This is a genomic window from Bradyrhizobium sp. 2TAF24 (assembly GCF_052115025.1).
Taxonomy (GTDB): Bacteria; Pseudomonadota; Alphaproteobacteria; order Rhizobiales; family Xanthobacteraceae; genus Bradyrhizobium_A.
The window spans coordinates 95,071-117,538 of record NZ_JBFRFW010000004.1 but is presented as its reverse complement, the minus strand read 5'-3'; the positions used below and the strand labels follow the sequence as shown (position 1 = coordinate 117,538).

At 68.0% G+C, this 22,468-nt stretch carries 23 protein-coding genes; 19 read left to right on the top strand and 4 right to left on the bottom strand.

Annotated elements, in window-relative coordinates; translation table 11 throughout:
* Positions 1-13 precede the first annotated feature (13 nt).
* Positions 14-247, top strand: a complete 234-nt coding sequence (locus AB4Z37_RS08480; RefSeq protein WP_441516266.1) for a 4Fe-4S dicluster domain-containing protein — start codon at positions 14-16, stop codon at positions 245-247.
* 10 nt (positions 248-257) lie between these two features.
* Positions 258-1,226, top strand: a complete 969-nt coding sequence (locus AB4Z37_RS08475) for a HEAT repeat domain-containing protein (RefSeq protein WP_441516265.1) — start codon at positions 258-260, stop codon at positions 1,224-1,226.
* A gap of 14 nt (positions 1,227-1,240) precedes the next feature.
* On the opposite strand, the gene AB4Z37_RS08470 is transcribed toward AB4Z37_RS08475, so the two are convergent.
* Entirely contained in the window at positions 1,241-1,933 is a 693-nt protein-coding gene (locus AB4Z37_RS08470) for a Crp/Fnr family transcriptional regulator (RefSeq protein ID WP_441516475.1), read from the bottom strand.
* A 504-nt stretch (positions 1,934-2,437) separates the two neighbouring features.
* On the opposite strand from AB4Z37_RS08470, the gene AB4Z37_RS08465 reads away from it, so the two are divergent.
* The 4 genes from AB4Z37_RS08465 to AB4Z37_RS08450 all read left to right on the top strand — a co-directional run bounded on the left by AB4Z37_RS08465 (position 2,438) and on the right by AB4Z37_RS08450 (position 6,489).
* On the top strand, positions 2,438-3,847 hold the full coding sequence (locus AB4Z37_RS08465; protein WP_441516264.1) for an ABC transporter substrate-binding protein: 1,410 nt from the start codon (positions 2,438-2,440) through the stop codon (positions 3,845-3,847).
* A 2-nt stretch (positions 3,848-3,849) separates the two neighbouring features.
* On the top strand, positions 3,850-4,653 hold the full coding sequence (locus AB4Z37_RS08460; protein WP_441516263.1) for an ABC transporter permease: 804 nt from the start codon (positions 3,850-3,852) through the stop codon (positions 4,651-4,653).
* The gene (locus tag AB4Z37_RS08455) at positions 4,653-5,492 is read left to right on the top strand and encodes an ABC transporter ATP-binding protein (protein WP_441516262.1); all 840 of its coding nucleotides are present in this window, start codon (positions 4,653-4,655) and stop codon (positions 5,490-5,492) included. Before AB4Z37_RS08460 ends, AB4Z37_RS08455 begins: the two co-directional genes overlap by 1 nt.
* A 208-nt stretch (positions 5,493-5,700) precedes the next feature.
* Complete coding sequence (locus AB4Z37_RS08450) at positions 5,701-6,489, top strand: slipin family protein (RefSeq protein ID WP_441516261.1); 789 nt, start codon at positions 5,701-5,703, stop codon at positions 6,487-6,489.
* A 395-nt stretch (positions 6,490-6,884) separates the two neighbouring features.
* On the opposite strand, the gene AB4Z37_RS08445 is transcribed toward AB4Z37_RS08450, so the two are convergent.
* Complete coding sequence (locus AB4Z37_RS08445) at positions 6,885-7,376, bottom strand: GFA family protein (protein WP_441516260.1); 492 nt, start codon at positions 7,374-7,376, stop codon at positions 6,885-6,887.
* Positions 7,377-7,538: 162 nt separating this feature from the next.
* Here AB4Z37_RS08445 and AB4Z37_RS08440 point away from each other — a divergent pair, with 162 nt between their 5' ends.
* The 11 genes from AB4Z37_RS08440 (at position 7,539) to AB4Z37_RS08390 (ending at position 19,090) form a co-directional block, all read left to right on the top strand.
* Complete coding sequence (locus AB4Z37_RS08440) at positions 7,539-8,426, top strand: helix-turn-helix domain-containing protein (RefSeq protein WP_441516259.1); 888 nt, start codon at positions 7,539-7,541, stop codon at positions 8,424-8,426.
* Positions 8,427-8,593: 167 nt separating this feature from the next.
* A complete protein-coding gene (locus tag AB4Z37_RS08435) occupies positions 8,594-9,754 on the top strand; it encodes a maleylacetate reductase (protein ID WP_441516258.1) in 1,161 nt (386 codons plus the stop codon).
* Complete coding sequence (locus AB4Z37_RS08430; RefSeq protein ID WP_441516257.1) at positions 9,751-10,653, top strand: dioxygenase family protein; 903 nt, start codon at positions 9,751-9,753, stop codon at positions 10,651-10,653. The genes AB4Z37_RS08435 and AB4Z37_RS08430 overlap by 4 nt, the downstream gene beginning before the upstream one ends.
* A 44-nt stretch (positions 10,654-10,697) precedes the next feature.
* Complete coding sequence (locus AB4Z37_RS08425) at positions 10,698-12,500, top strand: FAD-dependent oxidoreductase (RefSeq protein ID WP_441516256.1); 1,803 nt, start codon at positions 10,698-10,700, stop codon at positions 12,498-12,500.
* Positions 12,501-12,696: 196 nt separating this feature from the next.
* Entirely contained in the window at positions 12,697-14,025 is a 1,329-nt protein-coding gene (locus AB4Z37_RS08420; protein ID WP_441516255.1) for an ABC transporter substrate-binding protein, read from the top strand.
* A 192-nt stretch (positions 14,026-14,217) separates the two neighbouring features.
* Positions 14,218-14,937: an ABC transporter ATP-binding protein gene (locus AB4Z37_RS08415; RefSeq protein WP_441516254.1), complete on the top strand. Its 720-nt coding sequence runs from the start codon at positions 14,218-14,220 to the stop codon at positions 14,935-14,937.
* Positions 14,934-15,638: an ABC transporter ATP-binding protein gene (locus AB4Z37_RS08410; RefSeq protein WP_441516253.1), complete on the top strand. Its 705-nt coding sequence runs from the start codon at positions 14,934-14,936 to the stop codon at positions 15,636-15,638. The genes AB4Z37_RS08415 and AB4Z37_RS08410 overlap by 4 nt, the downstream gene beginning before the upstream one ends.
* A gap of 7 nt (positions 15,639-15,645) precedes the next feature.
* Positions 15,646-16,512 carry a branched-chain amino acid ABC transporter permease gene (locus AB4Z37_RS08405; protein WP_441516252.1) on the top strand — a complete coding sequence of 289 codons (867 nt, stop codon included), beginning with the start codon at positions 15,646-15,648 and terminating at the stop codon, positions 16,510-16,512.
* Positions 16,509-17,609, top strand: coding sequence for a branched-chain amino acid ABC transporter permease (locus tag AB4Z37_RS08400; RefSeq protein ID WP_441516251.1), 1,101 nt, complete (start codon positions 16,509-16,511; stop codon positions 17,607-17,609). The genes AB4Z37_RS08405 and AB4Z37_RS08400 overlap by 4 nt, the downstream gene beginning before the upstream one ends.
* Positions 17,610-17,677: 68 nt before the next feature.
* Positions 17,678-18,544, top strand: a complete 867-nt coding sequence (locus AB4Z37_RS08395; RefSeq protein ID WP_441516250.1) for an isocitrate lyase/PEP mutase family protein — start codon at positions 17,678-17,680, stop codon at positions 18,542-18,544.
* Between the two features lie 390 nt (positions 18,545-18,934).
* On the top strand, positions 18,935-19,090 hold the full coding sequence (locus AB4Z37_RS08390; protein WP_441516249.1) for a hypothetical protein: 156 nt from the start codon (positions 18,935-18,937) through the stop codon (positions 19,088-19,090).
* A gap of 135 nt (positions 19,091-19,225) precedes the next feature.
* On the opposite strand, the gene AB4Z37_RS08385 is transcribed toward AB4Z37_RS08390, so the two are convergent.
* On the bottom strand, positions 19,226-19,447 hold the full coding sequence (locus AB4Z37_RS08385) for a hypothetical protein (RefSeq protein ID WP_441516248.1): 222 nt from the start codon (positions 19,445-19,447) through the stop codon (positions 19,226-19,228).
* A 104-nt stretch (positions 19,448-19,551) separates the two neighbouring features.
* On the opposite strand from AB4Z37_RS08385, the gene AB4Z37_RS08380 reads away from it, so the two are divergent.
* Positions 19,552-21,168: an MFS transporter gene (locus tag AB4Z37_RS08380; protein WP_441516247.1), complete on the top strand. Its 1,617-nt coding sequence runs from the start codon at positions 19,552-19,554 to the stop codon at positions 21,166-21,168.
* Positions 21,165-21,296, top strand: coding sequence for a hypothetical protein (locus tag AB4Z37_RS08375; RefSeq protein WP_441516246.1), 132 nt, complete (start codon positions 21,165-21,167; stop codon positions 21,294-21,296). Before AB4Z37_RS08380 ends, AB4Z37_RS08375 begins: the two co-directional genes overlap by 4 nt.
* Here the strand turns inward: AB4Z37_RS08375 and AB4Z37_RS08370 are convergent.
* Positions 21,277-22,311, bottom strand: coding sequence for an aldo/keto reductase (locus AB4Z37_RS08370; RefSeq protein WP_441516245.1), 1,035 nt, complete (start codon positions 22,309-22,311; stop codon positions 21,277-21,279). The genes AB4Z37_RS08375 and AB4Z37_RS08370 overlap by 20 nt on opposite strands.
* Between the last annotated feature and the right edge of the window lie 157 nt (positions 22,312-22,468).

Sequence of the window (22,468 nt, the reverse complement as noted above, 5' to 3'; positions counted from 1 at the left end):
ACAAGGAACCGCCATGCCGCTTGTCCATGCCCCCACCACCGTGCCCGTCGTCGTCGATGACGCCAAATGCATCGCCGACAAGGGCTGCACCGTCTGCGTCGACGTCTGCCCGCTCGACGTGCTGCGGATCAGCGACCTCACCGGCAAGGCCTACATGAAGTACGACGAATGCTGGTACTGCATGCCCTGCGAGACCGACTGCCCGACCGGCGCGGTGACGGTCAACATCCCCTACCTGCTGCGCTGAGGAGACGGGGATGGCGAGCTTCGATCCCTTCGAGGCGTTCGGCGATGTCGCCGAGATTGCCGCGGATCTCGCGAGCCCGGACGCGTCGGTCCGTCGTCTTGCGGTGATCGCGTTGGCGGAGACGTCGAGCGCGGACGCGGTCGCGCACCTCGCCGTGGCCATCGGCGATGAAGCGCGGGAAGTGCGGCTGCAGGCGGCGCGCGCCCTCGGCGAATTCGACGGCCGCGAGGTCGCACAGGCCCTGGCGCATGGCCTGCTCGATGCCGACGGCGAGGTTGCCGACGCGGCGTCGGACAGTCTGGCTGAGCTGCGCGACATCGACGCCGCCGCGGCGCTGCTGCCGCTGGTGACGGTTCCGCGGGCCTTCGTCCGCGCGGCCGCCTTCCGGGCGCTCAAAGCCCTGCGTGCGCCGGCGGCGCTGGCGCCCGCTGTCACGGCGTTGGCCGATACGGACGCCGAGGTGCGCGGACAGGCGGTCAGCGTCATCGGCTATCTCAAGCCGGCCGAGGCGGTGCCGGCGCTGATCGGCGCCGTCGCCGATCCCAGTGCGCGCGTGCGGCTCGCCGCCGTCAACGCGCTGTGCTTCGCCCGGACGACGGAGGCCGCACGCGGCGCCGCGGCGGCGCTGCACGATGCCGACTGGGAGGTGCGCGCTGCGGCGGCAGAAGCGCTCGGCCGCATCGGCGTGGCGTCCGCGGCGGCGCCACTCGTGGCTGTGCTCGGCGATGCGTTCTGGCAGGTGCGCCAGAAGGCGGCGCAGAGCCTCGGCAAGCTCAGGGCGCGCGAGGCGGTTGTGGCGCTGATCGCGCTGCTCGATCACGACCTGCCGTCGCTGCGCAAGGAGGCGGCCGCAGCGCTCGGCGAGATCGGCGATCCCCGGGCGCGCACCGCGCTGGCGGCGCGGGCGCCGGACGGCGATCCCGACGTGCGCAAGACGGCGGCGTGGGCGCTTGGGCGGATCGACAGCGCGGGCGGTTAAACGACCGGCCGCGGTCAGTCCCTGAACAGGATGGCTTCGAGCTGGTCGATACGCAGGATGCGGATCGCGCCGCCCTCAATGGCGATGATGCGCTTGGCCTGGAAGCGCTTCAGCATCATCGTCACCCATTGGCGGGTCGAGCCCACCATGGCGGCGATCTGGTCGTGGGTGGTCTTGCGGCCGAGCAGCACGGTGTCGCCTTCGGCGATGCCTTCGAGCTCGGCGAGATTGAGCAGGTACTGCGCGAGGCGCTCGATCACCGAGCGGGTGCCCAGCATCTGCGCCATCGACGAGTAGCACTTGCCCTTGGCCACAAGGCCGTCGATCAGCGCCAGCGCGAACGCCGGGATCTCGCGCAGCACGCGCTGCAGCGTCGCCCCCGACAAGGCCACGAATTCACAATCGTCGATCGCGATGCCCGACCACATGTGGGTGCCGCCGCCGCTGATCTCCGGCCCGCCGATGAAATGGCCCGGCGTCCAGTACGCCAGCGTGATCTCGCGGCCGGACGGGGCGGTGTAATACACCCGCACCTGGCCGCGGGTGATGATGAAGATGCCGTCATGCGGATCGCCCTGGCTGAACACCATCTCGTTCTGGCGGGCAAGGAGCGTGCGGCCGGAGGCCAGCAATTGTTCGCGTTCCCGCGGCGCCAGCCGGTCGAGGAAATGGGCGCCGACATTGAGTCCCTCGATGCTCTCGCTCATGAACAGCGCGGAGCTGCGCGCCGGCCGCGGTGATCCACCGGCGTCATGGCTTGCCGCCGGCCGCGTGCCGCGGCGCGCGTCGGCTCCGCTCCAGCCTTCCGCCAGGACGGGTGCGGAGCGCGCGCGGTTGCGAACGGAGGTGTCGGAAGCAAGCTTGAGGGTCGTCATCGTCGCCATGTCTGCTGATGCGCGCGGCATAGGTGCGCAAAGTAAGGACGGCGGCGGCCGGAAGTCCACTGCTTTGACGCCGCGGCGATCGAGTTGGGACAGCCGCGTGGAGTTTCGCGTGGCCAGGATAAGAATTCATCTGTTATGCGCGCGCGATGAGAAAGATTCTTTTCGCGCCTGCCGTCATTGCCGCCCGCGGCCGGACGGATGCGACGCGTTTGCCACAGCGACCCCTGCAAGTAATTGCTTCAGCGCCTGCCGGCCGTCGCTACGGTGACCGTGGACGATGTGACCGTCGCGATGATGGCGACGGGGATGTGGCACGGGGGATTGAAGATGATGCGTCTTGGATTGTCGTCGATCGTCGCGCTGGCGCTCGGCCTTGCCGGCGCGGCGCAGGCGGAGACCATCCGCGTGGCGATCGGCACGCAGGACACCACGATCAACTGCGCGACCGGCGGCCTGCTGATCCGCGAGCTCAAGCTGCTGGAGAAGTACCTGCCGCATGACGGCAAGTACAAGGACGTCACCTACGACATCCAGTGGCGCAATTTCACCAGCGGCGCGCCGCTCACCAACGAGATGGTGGCGGGCAAGCTCGACTTCGGCGCGATGGCCGATTTCCCCGGCTCGCTCAACGGCGTCGCGTTCCAGAAGGCCGGCCGCCGCAGCCTGTTCATCACGACGCTGTCCGGCGGCCCGAAGGGCAGCGGCAATGGCATCGTCGTGCCGACGGCGTCGCCGATCCAGTCGGTCGCCGATCTCAAGGGCAAGACCATTTCGGTACCCTTCGCCTCGACCGCGCACGGCATGCTGCTGCGCGCGATCAAGGCGCAGGGCTGGAATCCCGAAACCGACGTCAGCATCATCACCCAGGCGCCGGAAGTTGCGGGGCCCGCGCTGCAGGCCGGCAAGATCGAGGCCCATGCCGACTTCGTGCCGTTCGCCGAGCTGTTTCCCTGGCGCGGCTTCGCGCGCAAGATCTTCGACGGTGCGCAGGCCAACGCGCCGACCTTCCATGGCGCGCTGGTCGATGGCGACTATGCCGACAAATATCCGGAGATCGTGATCGCCTACCTGCGGGCCGCGCTCGAGGCCGATCGCCTGATCGCCGCCGAACCCGAGACCTACAGCGAGCTGATCGCCCGCGTCACCGGCATCGAGGCCGAGGTCGACTACCTGTTCCACGGCCCGCTCGGGCTGCAGACGCGCGGCCTGACCTGGAAGGCGGAATACCGCCAGGCGGTGCAGACCTCGCTGGAGACGCTGAAGCTGCTCAAGCGCGCCGACAGCGATGTCGCGCTCGACAGCTTCGTCACCGACAAATTCATCCGCGCCGCGTTCGTGCAGGTGGGGCGCGATTACGACGCCGAGCTGAAGAACTATGCGCCATCGTCGCTGAAGGCCAACGACGCGGCGACCGGCGCGCCGATCACCGACGTCTCGCGCGTCGCGCAGATCTGGGTCAAGGGCGAGCCGCTGGTGCGCCACTACGCGTCGCCGGAGAATGCGCTGCGTGCGCTCGCCGCACTGGAGAAGGAGGGCAAGGCCGTCCGCGTCGTCTATGCCCAGGACCGCGAGAGCGGCATCAAGCTGTTCGCGCAACAGGCCTTCTTCGTGCGTGGTGCACGCGACGAGTTCAGCGCGTTCCTCGGCAAGGATAGCGCGGAGGCCTGGGCCAAGGCGCATGGCGGCGAGGTTCTGGACTTCGCCGGGGCCCGCGCCGCGCTGGTCGCGAGCCGCTGACCATGGCGCCGGCCACGACGCTCCCGGCGCGGCCGGCGGTGCGTCTCGCGCTGCGCGTCGGCTCGATCGCGGCGTGCCTCGTGCTGTGGCAGCTGGCGTCGTCGCTGCGGCTCAATCTCGGCATCGTCACGTTCCGCAACGTGCCGACGCCGGTCGAGGTGGCGGAGGCGCTGCTGGTGCTGCTGCGCTCGCCAAAACTGCTGTCCCATGTCGGGGCGAGCCTCGGCCGGGTATTTGCCGGCTATGCCGCGGCCGTGCTGGCCGGCGTGGCACTGGGCTTCGCCATCGGCCGTTCGCGCGTCGCCAGCGACGTGCTGCTGCCGCCGTTGGAGCTGTTGCGGCCGATCCCGGCAGTCGCCTGGATCCCGCTGGCGATCCTGATGTTCCCGTCGTCGGAATTGTCGATGGTCTTCATCACCTTCATCGGCGCGCTGTTTCCGATCATCCTCAACACCGTCCATGGCGTCGCCCATGTCGACCGGCGCCTCGTGGCGTCGGCGCGCAGCCTCGGCGGCGGCTCCCGCGCCATTCTGTGGGAGATCGTCTTGCCGGGCGCCGCGCCCAGCATCGTCACCGGCCTCGCCATCGGCATGGGCACGTCGTGGTTCTGCCTTGTCACCGCGGAGATGATCGCGGGCCAGTTCGGCATCGGCTACTACACCTGGGAGGCCTACACCTTGCAGAACTATGCCGACATCATTGTCGGCATGCTGGTGATCGGGCTGTTCGGCATGGGCAGCAGCTGGGGGCTGACGGCGCTCGGCCGCGCGCTGACGCCGTGGCAGCGGCCGGCGGTGGCGCGCTGATGGATGCGATCCTGACACGCCAGGCGGTGACGGCGGGACGCATCGTCGCCGATCGGCTGTCGATCCGGCTCGGGGAGGGCGCGGCCGCCTTTGCCGCGCTCGGCGACTTCACCGTGACCATCGAGCCGGGCGAACTCGTCTGCATCCTCGGCCCGTCCGGCTGCGGCAAGTCCACGCTGCTCGGCGTGATCGCCGGGCATCTGCCGGCGACGGCCGGCCGTCTCATCGTCGACGATCTGGATATCGTGGGGCCGAGCCCGGATCGTGGCATCGTATTCCAGCAGCACACGCTGTTTCCCTGGAAGACGGTGCGCGACAACGTCGCGTTCGGCCTGAAGATGCGCGGCGTCGGCCGCGCCGAGCGCCATGCGGCGGCCGATGCGCTGTTGCGGCGGGTCGGGCTCGCAGGTTTCGAGGCGGTCTATCCGTCCCAGCTGTCCGGCGGCATGCAGCAGCGCGTCGAGATCGCCCGCGTGCTGATCAACCATCCGCGCGTGCTGCTGATGGACGAACCGTTCGGCGCGCTCGACGCGCTGACGCGGGCGCGCATGCACGATCTGCTGCTGGAGATCTGGAGCGAGATCCCGACCACCACGGTGTTCGTGACCCACGACATCGACGAAGCGCTGTTTCTCGGCGACCGCGTGCTGATGCTCAGTCCACGCCCGGGCCGGATCATCGCCGACCTGCGGCTGGACTTTCCGCGGCCGCGCAGCCGCGACCTGCTGACCGACATGGCGTTCGTGCGCTTCAAGCGCGAGCTTATCGCATTGCTGGGCGCGCCCGATCAGGCGCCGCCGCTGCCGCGCCTCAGCCCGCTCGGGCTTCCGGCGGCCTAGCAAGGCGGCGTTGCTGGAAACATGCATCGTCGCGGTGCTGATCGCTTCGCCGCGCATGCATGACGGGTGATCAGCGCGCCGTGATTGCGAGGTGAGGCCGCCGCACGGCAAAGTGATGGCGCTGTGCCCCTTGAAAATTCAGGATAGCGTTCCTATTTTGTTCTCATTTGGTCGGGTCGCGACCAAAGACATTATATGGGAGCGTGTCGTGGACTACCCGTTGGTTTTTCCTCTGATCATTGTCGTCGTGGTGGCGCTCGTGCTGCTGGTGAAGAGCGTGCACACCGCCAACCAGTATGAGCGCAGCGTCATCTTCCAGCTCGGCAATTTCGATCGCATTGCCGGACCCGGCCTCTATTTCATCTGGCCGTGGCTGGAGTGGCAGATCAAGATCGACCTGCGCACCGTGACCGCGGATGTCGAGCAGCAGGAAGGCATCACCCGGGACAACGTGCCGATCAAGGTCGACGCGGTGATCTGGTTTCGCATCTTCGATCCCGAGCGTGCGGTGATGGAGGTCAGGACTGTCGGCAACGCGGTGGTCCAGGTGGCGATGACCACGCTGCGCACGGTGCTCGGCCAGCACACGCTGGACGAGATCCTCAAGGCGCAGGACTCGATCGCCAGCCAGATCCAGGAGACGGTCGACGGCATCACCGAGCCGTGGGGCGTCAAGGTCGAACTGGTGCAGATGAAGAACGTCGAGATCCCGCCGACCATGCAGCGTGCACTGGCGCAGGAGGCCGAGGCGCTGCGTGAGCGCCGCGCCCGGGTGATCAAGGCGGGCGCCGAGCTTGAGGCCGCCGAGCAACTGCGCCAGGCGGCGGAAGTGATCATGCAGAATCCGGCCGGCCTCGAGCTGCGCCGCATGCAGATGATCACCGAGGTCGGCGCGGAGCAGAACACCATGACGCTGGTGATGATGCCGAGCGAGTTCGTCTCCATGGCCCGCGGCATCGCCGATGCCGCCAAGGTCGTGGTCGACAAGGCGGCGTAGTTTCGTCGTAGTTTCGTCTGTCGGATGACAAGCTGTCGGGCCGGTGCGCAAGCGCCGGCCCGATGGTCATTTGTCATGGGTTTCGTTTGTGATTTTCGGCATCCTCGTTCTCCTCGTCCTGAGGCGCCCGCGCAGCGGGCGTCTCGAAGGATGAGGCCGGGGCGCAGCGCAGGACAACTTGCAGCACTGCCCGGGCCTCATGGTTCGAGACGCGCGGCGCATTCAATCGCATGGCTCTATCGCATCGCCTCGGCGCCGCGCTCCTCACCATGAGGGAAGAGGCGTAGCCCGTATGAGCGCAGCGACATGCGGGGGCTTTCGCGTCGGCAATGGCTTCGTCACGGCATTCCCGGATATCGCTGTGCTCATCCGTGCCAGCGATGCGCGCGTCACGCCTACATCACGCGGCCATCGTCGTCGCGGCCGCGTCGGCGCTTGCGCGGGCGCTCCCACACCACGCCGGGAAATCCCTTCAGCGGCACCAGCGGTTCGCCGGCATAGGTCCACTCCTGCAATTCGTCGATGCCAATGTGATAGAGCGGCTGGCGGCCGGTGCGGCTGCGGAACAGCGCACGGGGGATGTTGACCATGTGCGGCGAGCGTGCGCGCTCGTAGGCCAGCGGCGTGCCGCAGCGTTCGCAGAAGCTGCGCGTCGCACCGGTTTTCGCCTCCTGATAGCGCCGGATGTGCTCCTCGCCGGCGAGCACGCGAAAACGCTTGCGCCAGCTGCCGACATAGGTGGCATAGGCAGCGCCATGGGCGGTGCGGCTCGCCGCGGTGTGATCGTGCCAAGCCCAGCGCGCGGGCGTATCGATCGACAGCTTGACCGCGCCGCACAGGCATTCGGCGACAGCTGTGGTGGGCGTCGCGAGGGGACGTCGAGGCATCGGGGCGACCGTGAGGGTTGGAGAACAGGCCCGTTCAACCTAGCCGGACAGTTGCCGGCCCGGAAGCCTGCTGCGTCGCAACATTGACGCGGAAGCGGACGTGTTGAAATCCGCCGGCCGTTGCGCTTCACTCGCCGCCGTCCCGCAGCCCGCGAGCGGTCCATGGACGCGAAGCCGATTTTCGGAATTGAGGATACCCACCGCATCCTGCATCGATTCGAGGCCGACATCCACGGTTCGAGCGAGGGGCTCGGCTGGTCGTCTGCGTTCGCCTCGGTGCAGCGCGAACGCCCTTATGATGGCAAGCTGCATGCTCTGTCCGACAGCCTGATGGTGCTGCATCGCGGCGGTCCGGTGGACATCACCTATACGGTGGACGGCAGGTCGGTCGAGCGCCACATTCCGCGCGGCGGCGTGTTCTTCCTGCCGGCGGGGCACGAGTGCGACGTGCTGCTGCATGCCGCGCTCGACTCCACTCACATCTACCTGCGTTCCGACCTGTTCGAGGATGCCGAACAGCCGCGCAGTCTGATCGGCGGGCTCGCGCCCATGCTGGGCGAGAAGGATGCGGTGCTCGAGCATCTCGCCGCCGCGATCGGCGACACCATCACCGGCCATCTGCCGGCATCGTCGCTGTTCGCCGATCCGATCGCGCGCGCCATCGCCAACCGCTTCATCGCCCTCAATTATCACCAGCGCCCCGCCGAGGCCGGCAAGCATCCGCAGGTGCTGAATGTGCGGCAGATGCAGCGGGTCCGCGACTATGTCGAGGTGCATCTCGCGGGCGATATCCGGCTCGATGCTCTGGCTGCGCTGTGCGGCCGCAGCACCGAGTATTTCGTGCGGCTGTTCAAGGCGACCACCGGGGTCTCGCCCTATCAGTATGTGCTGAACCTGCGCATCGAGCGCGCCAAGGCGCTGCTGGCCGACGAAGCCCACAGCATCGCCGACGTCGCGCTGCAATGCGGTTTCTCCCACCAGGAACATCTCACCCGCATGTTCCGCCGCTTCACCGGCGTGACGCCGGGGCGCTACCGCCGCAGCCATTAGCGCCCGCGCGCCCGGCCGGGACCGTTCGGCGGGAAGGCCTGCCGGCGATTTTTCCAACTTTGTGCAGGATTCCTCCGGTTTCGTGCAGGCCGGTCGCGCTCGCCCGCCGCTAACCTCCTCCCCACAACAGCAGGACCGCCGGGCGACCGGCAGGGGAGAAAACGCCGATGACGACCGCGGATGTTGACGCCGCGCCTGCGCGCGCCATCGTTTCGGACATTGCGCCCGGGGGCGGGCCGGAGGCGACGCCGCGGTCGTTTTCCTACTGCTCGCAGCAATACCGCGTGCTGTTCGGCTCCGGCACCATCGCCCGCCTCGGCGAGGAGGTCGAACGCCTCGGCATCCGCCGCGCTCTCGTTCTCACCACGCCGCAGCAGCGCGACGACGGCCGCCGCCTTGGCGCCACCCTCGGCGAGCGGCTTGCCGGCCAGTTTGCCGGCGCGCGCATGCACACGCCGGTGGAGGTGACCGAGGCCGCGTTGCAGGTGGTCGAGACGTCCGAGGTCGATGGCCTCGTCGCCCTCGGCGGCGGCTCGACCGTCGGGCTCGGCAAGGCGCTGTCGCTGCGCACCGGGCTGCCGCACATCGCCGTTCCCACCACATATGCCGGCTCCGAGATGACGCCGATTCTCGGTGAGACCCATCATGGGGTGAAGACGACGCGCAAGTCGCAGGACATCATCCCGGACACCGTGATCTACGACGTCGATCTGACCCTCGGCCTGCCGCCGCAGGTGTCGGCGGCGAGCGGCCTCAATGCCATCGCCCATGCGGTCGAGACGCTGTATGCCGCTGACGCCAACCCGTTGACATCGCTGATGGCTGAAGAGGGCATTGCCGCGCTGGCGCGGGCGCTGCCGCGGATCGTCACCGATCCGGCCGATGCCGTCGGCCGCCACGATGCGCTTTATGGTGCGTGGCTGTGCGGCGTCTGTCTCGGTGCCGTCGGCATGGCGCTGCATCACAAGCTCTGCCATGTGCTCGGCGGCACCTTCGATCTGCCGCATGCCGAAACCCACGCGATCGTGCTGCCGCATGCCGCCGCCTACAACGCCGCGGCCGCGCCGGCCGCCATGGCGCGGGTCGCCCGCGCGCTCGGCGTCGCGGATGCGCCGCGCGGTCTGTTCGATCTGGCGCATGCCCTCGGTCTGCCGACGGCGCTCGGCACCATCGGGATGCCGTCGAGCGGCATCGACCGCGCAGCCGATCTCGCCGTTCACAACCCCTATCCCAACCCGCGGCCGCTCGACCGCGCCGCGCTGCGCAACCTGATCGCCGCCGCTTGGCGCGGCGACGCTCCCGTCCCGTTCGAGGAGATCCGCCGATGACGACCTTCGACGATCACGCACTCACCGCCGAGGTGCTGCAGGCATTCGCTGCCACGCCCAACCCGCGGCTCAAATACCTGCTGCAGGAGACCATCACGACGCTGCACGACCTCGTGCGCCGCACCGGCCTCACCTTCGAGGAATGGAACGAGGCGATCGACTTCCTCACCCGCACCGGGCAGACGTGCACGCCGCTGCGCCAGGAGTTCATCCTGCTGTCCGACGTGCTCGGCATTTCCATGCTGGTCGACGCGGTCAACCATCGCGAGCGCGAGGGCGCGACCGAGACCACGGTGCTCGGCCCGTTCTATGTCGGCGATCATCGCCAGACGCCCCATGGCAGCGATATTTCAAAGGGCATCGACGGCGCGCCGATGGTCGTCGAGAGCCGCGTCACGGATCTCGCCGGCAAGCCGATCGCCGGCGCCGAGGTCGATGTCTGGCACGCCGACGACGACGGCTTCTACGACTCGCAGAAACCGGAATACGCCACGACGGGACCGTCGCTGCGGGCGCGCTTCGTCACCGATGACGACGGGCGGTTCTCGTTCCGCACCATTCTGCCGTGCAGCTATCCGATCCCGACCGACGGCCCGGTCGGCGATCTCATCCGCGCCAGCGCGCGCCATCCGATGCGGCCGGCGCACGTCCACTTCCTGGTCAAGGCCGCCGGCTTCGAGCCGCTGATCACCCACGTCTTCCTCGAGGGCGACGAGTATCTGCGCTCCGACGCGGTGTTCGGCGTCAAGGACGAACTGGTGGCGAAGGTCGAGGCGCAGGACACGCCAACGCTGCCGAACGGTGAGCGCGTCGACGGCCCCTGGCACCGCATGACCTACCACTTCCAGATGAAGCCGGGCAGCGGGGCGGTGCCAAAGCCGCTGATGGCGGCGGAATGAGCGCGGACGACGATACGACACACAACAACAACCGGAGAGAGGGAATGACCAAGGCAGGACAGCCGATCGTCGAGACCGACGTGCTGGTGGTGGGCAGCGGCCCCGCCGGCGCCACCGCCGCCGCGCTGCTCGGCACCTATGGCGTCAGGCATATGCTGGTGACGAAATACGGTTGGCTTGCCGACACGCCGCGCGCCCACATCACCAACCAGCGCGCCATGGAGGTGCTGCGCGACCTCGGCCTCGAGGACCGCGCCAAGGTCTACGCCACGCCGCAGCATTTGATGGCCAACAACGTGTTCTGCGAAAGCCTCGCCGGCGAGGAGCTGGGACGGCTGTATTCCTGGGGCAACCATCCCGCGCGCAAGGCGGACTACGACCTCGCCAGCCCGACCAGCCATTGCGACCTGCCGCAGAACTTCCTCGAGCCGATCCTGATCGAGGCCGCCGGCCAGCGCGGCACTTCGTTGCGCTTCAACACCGAGTTCATTGACCTCGTGCAGGATGCCGACGGCGTCACCGCGACGGTCAGGGATCGCCTGAGCGGCGAGACCTCGCAGATCCGCGCCAAATACCTGATCGGCGCCGACGGCGGCCGCAGCCGCGTCGCCGAGGTGATCGGCCTGCCGATGGAAGGCCAGATGGGCCGCGCCGGCAGCATGAACATCGTGGCGAACGTGGATCTGACCAAATACGTCGCCCATCGCCCGAGCGTGCTCTACTGGGTGCTGCAGCCGGGCGCGCAGATCGGCGGCATCGGCGCCGGCGTCATCCGCATGGTGCGGCCGTGGAACGAGTGGCTGTTCATCTGGGGCTACGACATCTCGCAGGGCGAGCGGCGGCTGAGCGATGACGAGGCGGTGTCGATCGTGCGCAATCTCGTCGGCGACGACAGCCTCGACGTCACGATCCGCTCGACCTCGACCTGGACGGTCAACGAGATGTACGCCGGGCACTATGCCGTCGGCCGCGTGTTCTGCATGGGCGATGCCGTGCACCGCCATCCGCCGAGCAATGGCCTGGGCTCCAACACCTCGATCCAGGACGCCTACAATCTGTGCTGGAAGCTGAAGCTGGTCCTGGAGGGCAAGGCCGCGCCGTCGCTGCTCGATAGCTACAGCGCCGAACGCCAGCCGGTGGGCGCGCAGATCGTCAAGCGCGCCAACAAGAGCATCGGTGAGTTCGAGCCGATCTTCGATGCTGTCGGCCTGCTGTCGTCGAGCGATCCCGCACAGGCGCGGCGCAACATGGACGCGCGCAAGGCCAACACGGCCGATGCGCGCGAGCGCCGCCGCCGCTTCTATGACGCCGTGGCGCACAAGAGCTACGAGTTCAACTGCCACGGTGTCGAGATGAATCAGCGCTATGCCTCGGCCGCCGTGGTGCCGGATGGCACGCCGGCGCCGGCCTTCGCGCGCGACGCCGAGCTCTACTATCAGGCGACCACCTGGCCGGGCGCCCATCTGCCGCATGTCTGGGTCGAGCATCAGGCGCAGCGCAAGTCGACGCTCGATCTCGCCGGCAAGGGACGCTTCACGCTGTTCACCGGTATCGGCGGCGATGGCTGGCGCCATGCCGCCGCGGCGGTCGAGGCGGCCTATGGCGTGCCGGTCGAGGTCGTGACCATCGGGCCCGCCGGCTGCGACGCGCTCGACATCTATGCCGACTGGTTCCGCCAGAGCGAGGTCGACGAGGACGGCTGCGTGCTGGTGCGCCCGGACATGTACGTCGCCTGGCGCGCGAAGACGGCGCAGGTCGATGCGTCCACGAAGCTCGTCGAGGTATTCGGCACGATCCTGGGCCGTGGCGCCGAAGGGCGGCAACCGAAGGCGTCGGCGGCGGCATGAGATGATCGGCCGCCCGCTCATCCTCGTCTCGAAGGATGAGGGCACTGGCGGTGCGGCATCGGCCTCATGGTTCGAGACGGCGCTGCGCGCCTCCTCACCATGAAGAGGAATGCAGCGTGCGAGGCCGACCGGGACGAGAGAATTTGAGCAAGCAACGCGGCCGGCAATGCATCGGCTGCAACACAAGGAGGGAACGATGGACCACAAGCTGACGACAGCGACGCCCTGGCGGATCGACCGCCGCCGCCTGCTGCAGGGGATCGCCGGCGGCATCGCCGCGGGCACGACGACGTTCGCAAGCCCGGCGGTGCGGGCCGCCGCCAAGCCGATCCGCATCGGCTACGTGTCGCCGAAGAGCGGCCCGCTCGCCGCGTTCGCGGAGGCCGACGATTTCGTGCTCGGCGAATTCCGGAAAGTGGTGAAGGACGGCCTCAAGCTCGGCGGCCAGACCGTGCCGGTCGAGGTCGTCACCAAGGACAGCCAGTCCAATCCCAACCGCGCGGCGGAGGTCGCCAAGGAGCTGATCACCCGCGACAACGTCGCAATGATCGTGGTCGGGGCGACGCCCGAGACCAACAATCCGGTCGCCACCCAGTGCGAGCTCGAGCAGGTGCCGTGCCTGTCCAGCGTCGCGCCGTGGCAGACCAACTTCATCGGCCGCCAGGCCAACCCGGCCGACCCGAAGAGCTGGAAGCCGTTCGACTACACCTTCCATTACTTCTGGGGGCTGGAGGACGTCATCGCAGTGTTCACCGGGATGTGGAGCCAGGTCGCGACCAACAAGTCGGTCGGCGCGCTGTTCCCCAACGACGCCGACGGCAATGCCTGGGGCGACGGCGCCATCGGCTTTCCACCGGTGCTGGCCAAGGGCGGCTACAAGCTGACCGATCCCGGCCGCTTCCAGAATCTCACCGACGACTTCAGCTCGCAGATCGCCGCCTTCCGCGGCGCCGATGCGGAGATCGTCACCGGCGTCATCATCCCGCCGGACTTCACCACGTTCTGGAATCAGGCGCGCCAGAAAGGCTACAAGCCGAAGGTGGTGTCGGTCGCCAAGGCGCTGCTGTTCCCGACCACGGTGCGGGCGCTGGGCAAGGGTGGCAACAACATCTCGACCGAGGTGTGGTGGACGCCGAGCCATCCCTACAAGTCGAGTCTGACAGGCATCAGCGCCGCTGAACTCGCCAGGGGATACGAGCAGGCCTCCGGCAAGCAGTGGACGCAGCCGATCGGTTTCGTGCATTCGCTGTTCGAGGTCGCGGTCGATGCGCTCAAGCGCGCGGCCGATCCGAACGACGGCGCGGCGCTGGCGAAGGCGATCGGCGCGACCAGGCTCGACACCATTGTGGGCCCGGTGGCGTTCGGCTCCGACAAGGTGCCGCCATTCGCCGCGAAGAACATCGCCAAGACGCCGCTGGTCGGCGGCCAGTGGCGTCTCAACGGCGACAGGTACGACATGGTCATCACCGAAAACCGCACGGCGTCGCAAATCCCGCTCGGCGGCGAGATGCAGGCGCTGAGCTGAGGGTGGCGGGCGGCGGCGGTTTGCGGAGCGTGCGCCGCCCCATCCCCTCATCCTGAGGAGCCCGCACGGCGGGCGTCTCGAAGGATGAGGCCACGGATGGCGAGAGCCGGGCCTCATGGTTCGAGACGCGCGTTCCGCGCTCCTCACCATGAGGAGTTGCTTCACATCGATAGGTTGCGACGAGCTGCGAACATGGCCATGCTTCAACTCCACAGCGTCTCCAAACGCTTCGGCGCCATCGTGGTCGCCGACGGCATCGACCTCGCGCTGGCGCCGGGCGAGGCGCTCGGCGTCATCGGGCCGAATGGCGCGGGCAAGTCGACGCTGTTCAACCTGATCACCGGCATGCTGCGGCCGGATGCCGGTCGCGTCATGCTCGATGGCGCCGATATCACGGCGCTGCCGCCGGAGGCGCGCTGCCGCGCCGGCATCGGTCGCTCGTTCCAGATCCCGCAGCCGTTCGATCATCTCTCGGTCTACGAGAACCTCGCGGTCGCGGCGCTGTTCGGCGGCAGCCTGTCGGAAGCCGAGGCGGTGCAGCACTGCGGCACGACGCTCGCGCTCACCGGGCTCGAAGGCAGGGCCAACCGTCTCGCCGGCAGTTTGCCGCTGCTCGACCGCAAACGGCTGGAGCTGGCGCGGGCGCTGGCGACGCGGCCGCGCCTGCTGCTGCTCGACGAGATCGCCGGCGGCCTCACCGAAGGCGAGTGCCGCGAGCTCGTCGTCACCATCCGCGGCATCCATGCGCAGGGCGTCGGCATCGTCTGGATCGAACATGTCGTGCATGCGCTGCTCGCCGTGGTCGGCCGCCTGATGGTGCTCGACTTCGGCCGCGTGGTGGCGGAGGGCGATCCGGCGACCGTGATGCGCTCGCGCGAGGTGCAGACGATCTATATGGGCGTGCCGGCATGACCGCGTTGCTCAGCGCCAGCGCGCTCGATGCCTTCTACGGCGACTTCCAGGCGCTGTTCGGCATCGATTTCGAACTCGCCGCGGGCGAGGCCGTCGCAGTGATCGGGGCCAACGGCGCCGGCAAGTCGACGCTGCTGAAATCGCTCGCCGGCCTCGTGCGCAACCACGCCGACGCCATCCGCCTCGGCGGGCGGCCGATCGGCGACGCGCCGGCGGCGCGTGTCGTCCGGCTCGGCCTTGCCCTCGTGCCCGAGGGGCGACAACTGTTTGCCTCGCTGTCGGTGGAGGAGAACCTGCTGATCGGCGCCTATGGCGGCGAACGCGCCGCGCCGTGGGACCTCGCCGCGGTCTACCGCATGTTTCCGGTGCTGCACGAGCGGCGGCGCAGCGCGGTCACCGTGCTGTCCGGCGGTCAGCAGCAGATGGTGGCGATCGGCCGCGCGCTGATGTCCAATCCGACGGTGCTGTTGTGCGACGAGATCAGCCTCGGACTGGCGCCGATCGTGGTCGAGGACATCTACCGCATGCTGCCGCAGATCCGGGGTAACGGCACCGCGGTGGTCGTGGTCGAGCAGGATATTGCCCGCGCGCTGCGCGCCACCGACCGCTTCTACTGCCTGCAGGAGGGGCGGGTGACGCTGCAGGGCGCAAGCCATGGCGTCGATCGCGACGCCATCCACGCCGCCTATTTCGGAACATGAGGGCGTCATGAGCGGACTGGATACGGTCATCGAAGGCGTGCTGCTCGGCGGCGTCTATGCGCTGTTCGCGCTGGGGCTGTCGCTGATCTTCGGCATCATGCGGCTGGTCAACCTCGCCCATGGCGATCTCGTGCTGCTCGCCGCCTATCTCGTGCTCAGCCTGACCACGGCGTTCGGCCTGCCGCTCGCGGCGGCGACGCTGGTCGCGGTGGCGGCGATGTTCGTGCTCGGCTTCGCCCTGCAGCGCCTCGTGCTGCAGCGGGTGCTCGGCGACGACATCCTGCCGCCGCTGCTCGTCACCTTCGGCCTGTCGATCGTGATCCAGAATGGCCTGCTGCTGGGTTATGGTGCCGACAGCCGCCGGCTGCAGGCCGGGGCGTTCGACGCGGCGTCGGTGACGCTCACGCCCGGGCTCAGCGTCGGGCTCGCGCCGCTGATCGCCCTCGTCATCGCCATTGCCGCGGTGGTGCTGCTGCAGCTGGTGTTCTATCGCACATCGCTCGGTCGCGCCTTCCGCGCCACCGCCGACAATCCGGCCATCGCGCAGCTGATGGGCGTCAACGAGCGCAGCGTCTATGCCATCGCGGTGGGACTGTCGCTCGCGGTCTCGGTGATCGCTGCCATCGTGTTCGGCATCCGCGCCAATTTCGATCCCTCGATCGGGCCGGCGCGGTTGCTCTATGCGTTCGAGGCGGTGATCATCGGCGGCCTCGGCAGCCTGTGGGGCACGCTCGCCGGCGGCATCGTACTGGGGCTGGCGCAGAGCGTCGGCGCGCGGCTGAATCCGGAATGGCAGATCCTCGCCGGCCATCTCGCCTTCCTCGCGGTGCTGATGGTGCGGCCGCGCGGCCTGTTTCCCGCGAGGCGGCCATGACCGTGCACAGCGTCTCCGAGCGCGTGGCAGTGTCCGCGGATGCGGCAGAGTGCAGCGACGCGCCGCTGTGGCAGGTCCGCGTCGGCACGCGGCTGTCGCGCGTCGCCGGGATCGTCGGTGTCGTGGTCGTCGTCGGCCTCGCCGCGTTGCCGGCGGTCGCCTCGCGCAACCTCATCCAGGATCTGATCTTCGTCTTCACCATGCTGGCGCTGGCGCAGCTCTGGAATGCGCTCGCCGGCTGGGGTGGTCTCGTCTCGGTCGGCCAGCAGGCGTTCGTCGGCCTCGGCGGCTACGCGCTGTTCGGCGCGATCGTCATCGCCGGCTGCGATCCGCTGCTCGCCGTGTTGCTCGCGGGCATCGCCGCGGCGGTGGTTGCCGCCGTGCTCGGGCCGCTGCTGTTCCGCCTGGAGGGACCGTATTTCGCCATCGGCAGCTGGGTCGCGGCGGAGGCGCTGCGGCTGGTCTGCGCCCAGGTCAAGTCGCTTGGCGGCGGCACCGGCATGTCGATCGCGCCGGCGGAGCTGTCGCAGATGGCCGGCCTCAAGGCGGTGCAGGCGCTGCTCGGCCTGCGTCCGGCGGCAGCGCGCGACGTTCTGGTGTACTGGCTGGCGCTCGTGCTCGCCGTCGCGATCACGCTCGCCCTCTATGCGTTCGTGCGCTCGCGGCTCGGGCTCGCGCTCGCCGCGAGTCGCGACAATGCCGCGGCGGCGCGCAGCGTCGGCGTGCGCACCGGGCGGATCCGCTACGGCCTGTGGGTGATCGTGGCGTTCGCCACCGGTATCATCGGCGCGGTCGTCTACCTGCAGAAAGCGCGCATCTCGCCGGATGCCGCCTTCAGCGTCACCGACTGGACGGCCTATGTCATCTTCATCGTGGTGATCGGCGGCGTGCGCACCATCGAGGGGCCGATGGTCGGCGTGCTGCTGCTGTGGGGGCTGCAGACCTACCTGTCGCAGTATGGCAGTCTCTATCTCGTGGTGCTGGGCACGCTGGCGATCCTGATCATGCTGTTCATGCCGCGCGGCGTCGGCGGCGAGGCGGCGCGGCGCTGGCAACTGCGCCTGTTCCCGACGCAGCGCTGGCTAGAACGGCGCTGATTTCTCCGAGACGGGCGCCGTGATTGCCGCTAAACGGTGGCGGACGGACCACAGGAGATCTTCGACCGATGACCACGTTTCGACAGCTGGTGGCCAGCGAGCGGCCGCTGGTGCTGCCCGGCGCCCACGATGCCATCAGCGCGCGGCTGATCCAGCGCGCCGGCTTCAAGGCCTATTTCATCGGCGGCTTTCCGCTGGTCGGCGCGCGCTATGGCGTGCCGGATATCGGCCTCGTCGCGCTCGGCGAGATCGGCGCTGGCATCCGCGACACCATGGCCGGCTCCGACCTGCCGGTGCTGGTCGATGCCGACAACGGCTATGGCGACGTCAAGACGGTGGTGCACGCCATCAACTTCTACGAGCGGCTCGGCGCGCAGGCGGTGTTCTTCGAGGACCAGGTGTCGCCCAAGCGCTGCGGCCACATCGCCGGCAAACAACTGCTGTCCAGCGCGCAGATGGAGGCCAACATCCGCGCTGCGGCCGAGAACCGCATCAACCGCGACACCTACATCATCGCCCGCACCGACGCGCGCGAGGTCTATGGCCTCGACGAGGCGCTGCGCCGCGGCGAGCGCTACGCCCGCGCCGGCGCCGACGCGCTGTTCATCGAGGCGCCGACCAGCGTCGAGGAGATGGCAGTGATCGGCCGCACTTTCGACGTGCCGCAGCTCGCCAACATGCTGGAAGGCGGCCGCACGCCGCTGCTGCGCCCGGCGGAGCTCGAGGACCTCGGCTTTCGCATCGTGATCTACGGCATCTCGGCGCTGATGCATGCGGTGCGCGCCATGCAGAACGTCTATGACAGCCTCGCCCGCGGCGACATCGGCTTCGCCGGCAAGGGCGTCGGCTTCGAGGACTACAAGTCGATCGTCGGCTTCGAACGCTGGGCGGAGATCGAGGCGCGGTACCAGCCGAAGGAGGGGGAGCGAAGCTGAGGAGCAGGGCGTTGAGGCATCAGGTCTCTGCCATGTCGATGGCGTTGACTGTCGCCCTGGGAACGATGCGGCTCTCCGTTCTCGGTGTCATCACCGGGCCGACGCGAAGCGTCGAGGCCCGGTGATCCAGCTTTGAGCTTCTCGCCGTGGGGTGAGCCAGCTGGATTGCCGGATCAAGTCCGGCAATGACGCATTGGGTGTGGCTACTCGCGTGCCGCACAGCTGCATCGCAGCCGTCTCGAAGGATGAGGCCCGCGCGCCCGTTGCTGCAGGCACCGGGTGCGCAATTCCACGTAGTGACGGGGACGCCGCAAATCAGCGAAAGGAACGGTCCGTTAACCGGATGCTCACCATGATGGTCGGGCCGGGCGAGCTGTGTGAGGAAGCCACATGGACGCGCAGAAGATGGCCGTCGAGGCCGTGGTGTCGTTGACCGGATGCGACCGCAAGGCGGTATCCGACTGCATTATGAAGCTGTACCTGTCGGGCATCCATGATGCCAAGCGGCTGACGTTCCGCGCGCTGCAGATGGTGTCGGATCGCTGACGCTGGTCGTTCGATCCGGCTCGACTGTTCTCATCGTCGGCCTGGCCGCTGTGTGTTGCGTTGCACCAGCAACGGCGCCGCGTCTGGTGCGAGCGGTAATCCGCGCGCGACCATATCGCCGCCGACGGTTGCCATCTACCTTTCGCCGGCTGCGACGGACTCCGATACCAGCGGTTTGATCTGCACGCCCGCATCATGCTGCGGCATTGCCGGCTTCCGGCCGCCGATCGCATCCGCAAGCCTTGCCGGTGCACCGATGGTGGTGCTACCGGCAGAGATGCCGTCGGCGGGGTTGCCAGCTGGCGCAGCGCTTGAGACGAGGCCGGTGGTGATGATCCGCTGCGGTGGATCGTGCACGCCGGTCGAGATCGTGGGCGCAACGGGCCTTTCGATTTTTGTCTGGGGGGAAATTTCATATGTCGACTTTGGTCAATGCATCCGCGCCTGTTGAGACGACGCGGATGACGAGGGACGAGCGGCGGGTCATCATCGCTTCGAGCGTCGGTACGATCCTGGAATGGTACGATTTCTTTCTCTATGGCGCGCTCGCCATGATCCTGGGCATCAAGTTTTTCGGTCAGTTCGACGATACGATCCGCAGCATCTTCGCGCAGCTGACGATTTACGTCGGCCTCCTGGTGCGCCCGTTCGGCGCGCTGGTGTGGGGCCGATTCGGCGACCTGGTGGGCCGCAAGCCCGCCTTTTTCGCGACGGTCGTGATCGTGGGCGCGTCGACACTGATCGTCGGCCTGCTGCCGACGTCGGATAAGATCGGCATCGCCGCGCCGATCATCCTCGTCGGCTCGCGCATCCTGCAGAGCCTTGCCATCAGCGGCGGGTTCGGCGGTGCGGCGATCTATGTCGCCGAGCATGCGCCGCCGGGCCGGCGTGGCTTCTATGTCGGCTGCATCCCGGCGAGCATCACGCTCGGCCTGCTGCTCGCGCTGGCGGTGGTCATGATCACCCAGAGTATGCTCGACGATACGCAGTTCAGGCTGTGGGGCTGGCGCATTCCGTTGCTCGCCTCGGCACCGCTGCTGGTGGTGTCGCTGTTGCTCCGGCTGGGGCTCGAGGAGAGCCCGGCGTTCCTCAAGATGAAGGCCGAGGGCCGCCAATCGCGCGCGCCGTTGCGCGAGGCGCTGGGCCGCTGGAGCAACATCCGCCTCGGGCTGATCGCGCTGTTCGGCATGAGCGCCGCGACCGCCGTGCTCGGCTCCGTCGGTACGTTCTATATTCTTGCGTTCCTGACGATCTCGCTGAAGGTCGACAGCTATTCGGCGAACCTGCTGGTTGTCACCGCGACAATCGTCGGCGTCGCCGGCTGCGTCTTCTTCGCCTGGTGGTCCGACCGTGTTGGCCGCAAGCCGATCATCCTCGCCGGTTGCGCCATTGCGGTGGTTGCCTCTTTGAGCATTTTCCACATTCTGGCTGAGCTGGCGAATCCGGCGCTCGATCACGCTCAACGCACCATTTCCGTCAGCGTCAACGCCGATCCTGCAACGTGCTCGTTCCAGTTCAATCCGGCGGGGACGGCCCGGTTCACCAGCCCCTGCGACGTCGCCAAGGCCACGCTGACACGATTGTCGGTGACCTACGCCAATGTCAGCCTGCCGGCAGGCGCCCCGACCACGGTGACGATCGGACAGGAGACGATCTCGGTCGATTCCGCGTTCACGAACAAGCTCGCCGCGCGTGTCAAGGCGGCCGGCTATCCGACGGTCGGTGATCCCTCGATCCTGCGTCTGTCGTCGGTGGGCGACCTGTTGCAGGGTCGCGCGTTGCAGGTGGTCGGCTTGCTTGTCGTTCTGGTGCTGCTGGGACAGATGGTGCAGGGGCCCGCGGCCGCCGGCATCGTCGAGCTGTTTCCGATCAGTATCCGCTATACCGCGATGTCGCTGCCTTACCAGATCGCCGCGGGCTGGATCGGCGGCCTGATGTCTGCGATGACGTCAGCGATGAACATCGCGGGCGGCAACATGTTCTTCAGCCTGTGGTACCCGGTGGCGTTTGCGGCCGGAGCCTTGGTTGTCGGACTTCTCCTGCTGCCGGAAACCCGTGACAGGGATATCGCCGCTTGACGGGCCTGCGCAGGGGACGGCGCCGCGTCGCCGGGCTCGCCGATCCCGAACGTACCGTCGACATCGCGCAGCGGGCACTGTTGTCGCGCCCGCTGCGCGGCGTCGATCTCACGCCACCGGTGGGTTGATGCGCGCAAAACCTTCCTGGCGGTAATACGGAAAATAAGGGTAGGGCGCGGTGACCGCGCTCGCCGCATCGAGCCGCGCCACCTGCTCGGCGGTCAGCTCCCAGCCCACCGCGCCGAGGTTCTGGCGCAACTGCTCCTCGTTGCGGGCGCCGATGATCACGGATGACACCGTCGGGCGGCGCAGCAGCCAGTTGATGGCGATCTGCGGCACGCTCTTTCCCGTCTCCTGCGCGATCGCTTCGAGCACGTCGATGACAGCATAGAGCCGCTCGTCGTCGACCGGCGGGCCGAACTCGGCGGTCTGGTGCAGCCGGCTGCCGGCGGGCAGCGGCTGGCCGCGGCGGATCTTGCCGGTGAGGCGGCCCCAGCCGAGCGGGCTCCATACCAGCGCGCCGACGTTCTGGTCGAGGCCGAGCGGCATCAGCTCCCACTCGTAGTCGCGGCCGACCAGCGAATAATAAACCTGATGCGCGACATAGCGCGGGGTGCCGTGGCGCTCGGCGGCCGCCAGCGACTTCATCAACTGCCAGCCGGCAAAGTTGGAGACGCCGACATAACGCAGCTTGCCGGCGCGCACGAGGGTGTCGAGGGTCGACAATACCTCCTCGACCGGGGTGTAGGCGTCGAAGGCGTGCAGCTGCAGCAGGTCGATGTGGTCGATGTTCATGCGGCGCAATGCGTTGTCGACCGCGGTGATCAGGCGCGGCCGCGACGAGCCGGCGTCGTTCGGGCCATCGCCCATCGGCAGGCTTGTCTTGGTCGAGATCAGCACCTTGTCGCGCCGGCCCTTGATGGCTTCGCCGAGCACCTCTTCCGATGCGCCGTTGGAATAGACGTCGGCGGTGTCGAACAGGTTGAGCCCGGCATCGAGGCAGATGTCGATGAGCCGCCGCGCCTCCCTGGCGTCGGTCGTGCCCCAGGCGCCGAACAGCGGGCCGGAGCCGGCGAACGTGCCGGCTCCGAATGACAGGGCGGGCACCTTGAGCCCGGATGCGCCGAGACGCCGATAGTCCATATGTCGATCTCCTGTGTCTGAGCGCTTTGATGTGGCGGTCGCCACGCCAATGGCCAGACCGGCCGGGGGAACATGATCTGTGAATTGAAGGCACGAATAAAATATGTGCGATAATCGCACATATGAGCGATAATTTGACATGGTGCATTCCCGGCGA

Bases quoted from the DNA above. Each gene is read 5' to 3' on its own strand.
- AB4Z37_RS08480 (WP_441516266.1), top strand. From the start codon at position 14: ATGCCGCTTGTCCATGCCCCCACCACCGTGCCCGTCGTCGTCGATGAC.
- AB4Z37_RS08475 (WP_441516265.1), top strand. From the start codon at position 258: ATGGCGAGCTTCGATCCCTTCGAGGCGTTCGGCGATGTCGCCGAGATT.
- AB4Z37_RS08470 (WP_441516475.1), bottom strand. From the start codon at position 1,933: ATGAGCGAGAGCATCGAGGGACTCAATGTCGGCGCCCATTTCCTCGAC.
- AB4Z37_RS08465 (WP_441516264.1), top strand. From the start codon at position 2,438: ATGATGCGTCTTGGATTGTCGTCGATCGTCGCGCTGGCGCTCGGCCTT.
- AB4Z37_RS08460 (WP_441516263.1), top strand. From the start codon at position 3,850: ATGGCGCCGGCCACGACGCTCCCGGCGCGGCCGGCGGTGCGTCTCGCG.
- AB4Z37_RS08455 (WP_441516262.1), top strand. From the start codon at position 4,653: ATGGATGCGATCCTGACACGCCAGGCGGTGACGGCGGGACGCATCGTC.
- AB4Z37_RS08445 (WP_441516260.1), bottom strand. From the start codon at position 7,376: ATGCCTCGACGTCCCCTCGCGACGCCCACCACAGCTGTCGCCGAATGC.
- AB4Z37_RS08440 (WP_441516259.1), top strand. From the start codon at position 7,539: ATGGACGCGAAGCCGATTTTCGGAATTGAGGATACCCACCGCATCCTG.
- AB4Z37_RS08435 (WP_441516258.1), top strand. From the start codon at position 8,594: ATGACGACCGCGGATGTTGACGCCGCGCCTGCGCGCGCCATCGTTTCG.
- AB4Z37_RS08430 (WP_441516257.1), top strand. From the start codon at position 9,751: ATGACGACCTTCGACGATCACGCACTCACCGCCGAGGTGCTGCAGGCA.
- AB4Z37_RS08425 (WP_441516256.1), top strand. From the start codon at position 10,698: ATGACCAAGGCAGGACAGCCGATCGTCGAGACCGACGTGCTGGTGGTG.
- AB4Z37_RS08420 (WP_441516255.1), top strand. From the start codon at position 12,697: ATGGACCACAAGCTGACGACAGCGACGCCCTGGCGGATCGACCGCCGC.
- AB4Z37_RS08415 (WP_441516254.1), top strand. From the start codon at position 14,218: ATGGCCATGCTTCAACTCCACAGCGTCTCCAAACGCTTCGGCGCCATC.
- AB4Z37_RS08410 (WP_441516253.1), top strand. From the start codon at position 14,934: ATGACCGCGTTGCTCAGCGCCAGCGCGCTCGATGCCTTCTACGGCGAC.
- AB4Z37_RS08405 (WP_441516252.1), top strand. From the start codon at position 15,646: ATGAGCGGACTGGATACGGTCATCGAAGGCGTGCTGCTCGGCGGCGTC.
- AB4Z37_RS08400 (WP_441516251.1), top strand. From the start codon at position 16,509: ATGACCGTGCACAGCGTCTCCGAGCGCGTGGCAGTGTCCGCGGATGCG.
- AB4Z37_RS08395 (WP_441516250.1), top strand. From the start codon at position 17,678: ATGACCACGTTTCGACAGCTGGTGGCCAGCGAGCGGCCGCTGGTGCTG.
- AB4Z37_RS08390 (WP_441516249.1), top strand. From the start codon at position 18,935: ATGGACGCGCAGAAGATGGCCGTCGAGGCCGTGGTGTCGTTGACCGGA.
- AB4Z37_RS08380 (WP_441516247.1), top strand. From the start codon at position 19,552: ATGACGAGGGACGAGCGGCGGGTCATCATCGCTTCGAGCGTCGGTACG.
- AB4Z37_RS08370 (WP_441516245.1), bottom strand. From the start codon at position 22,311: ATGGACTATCGGCGTCTCGGCGCATCCGGGCTCAAGGTGCCCGCCCTG.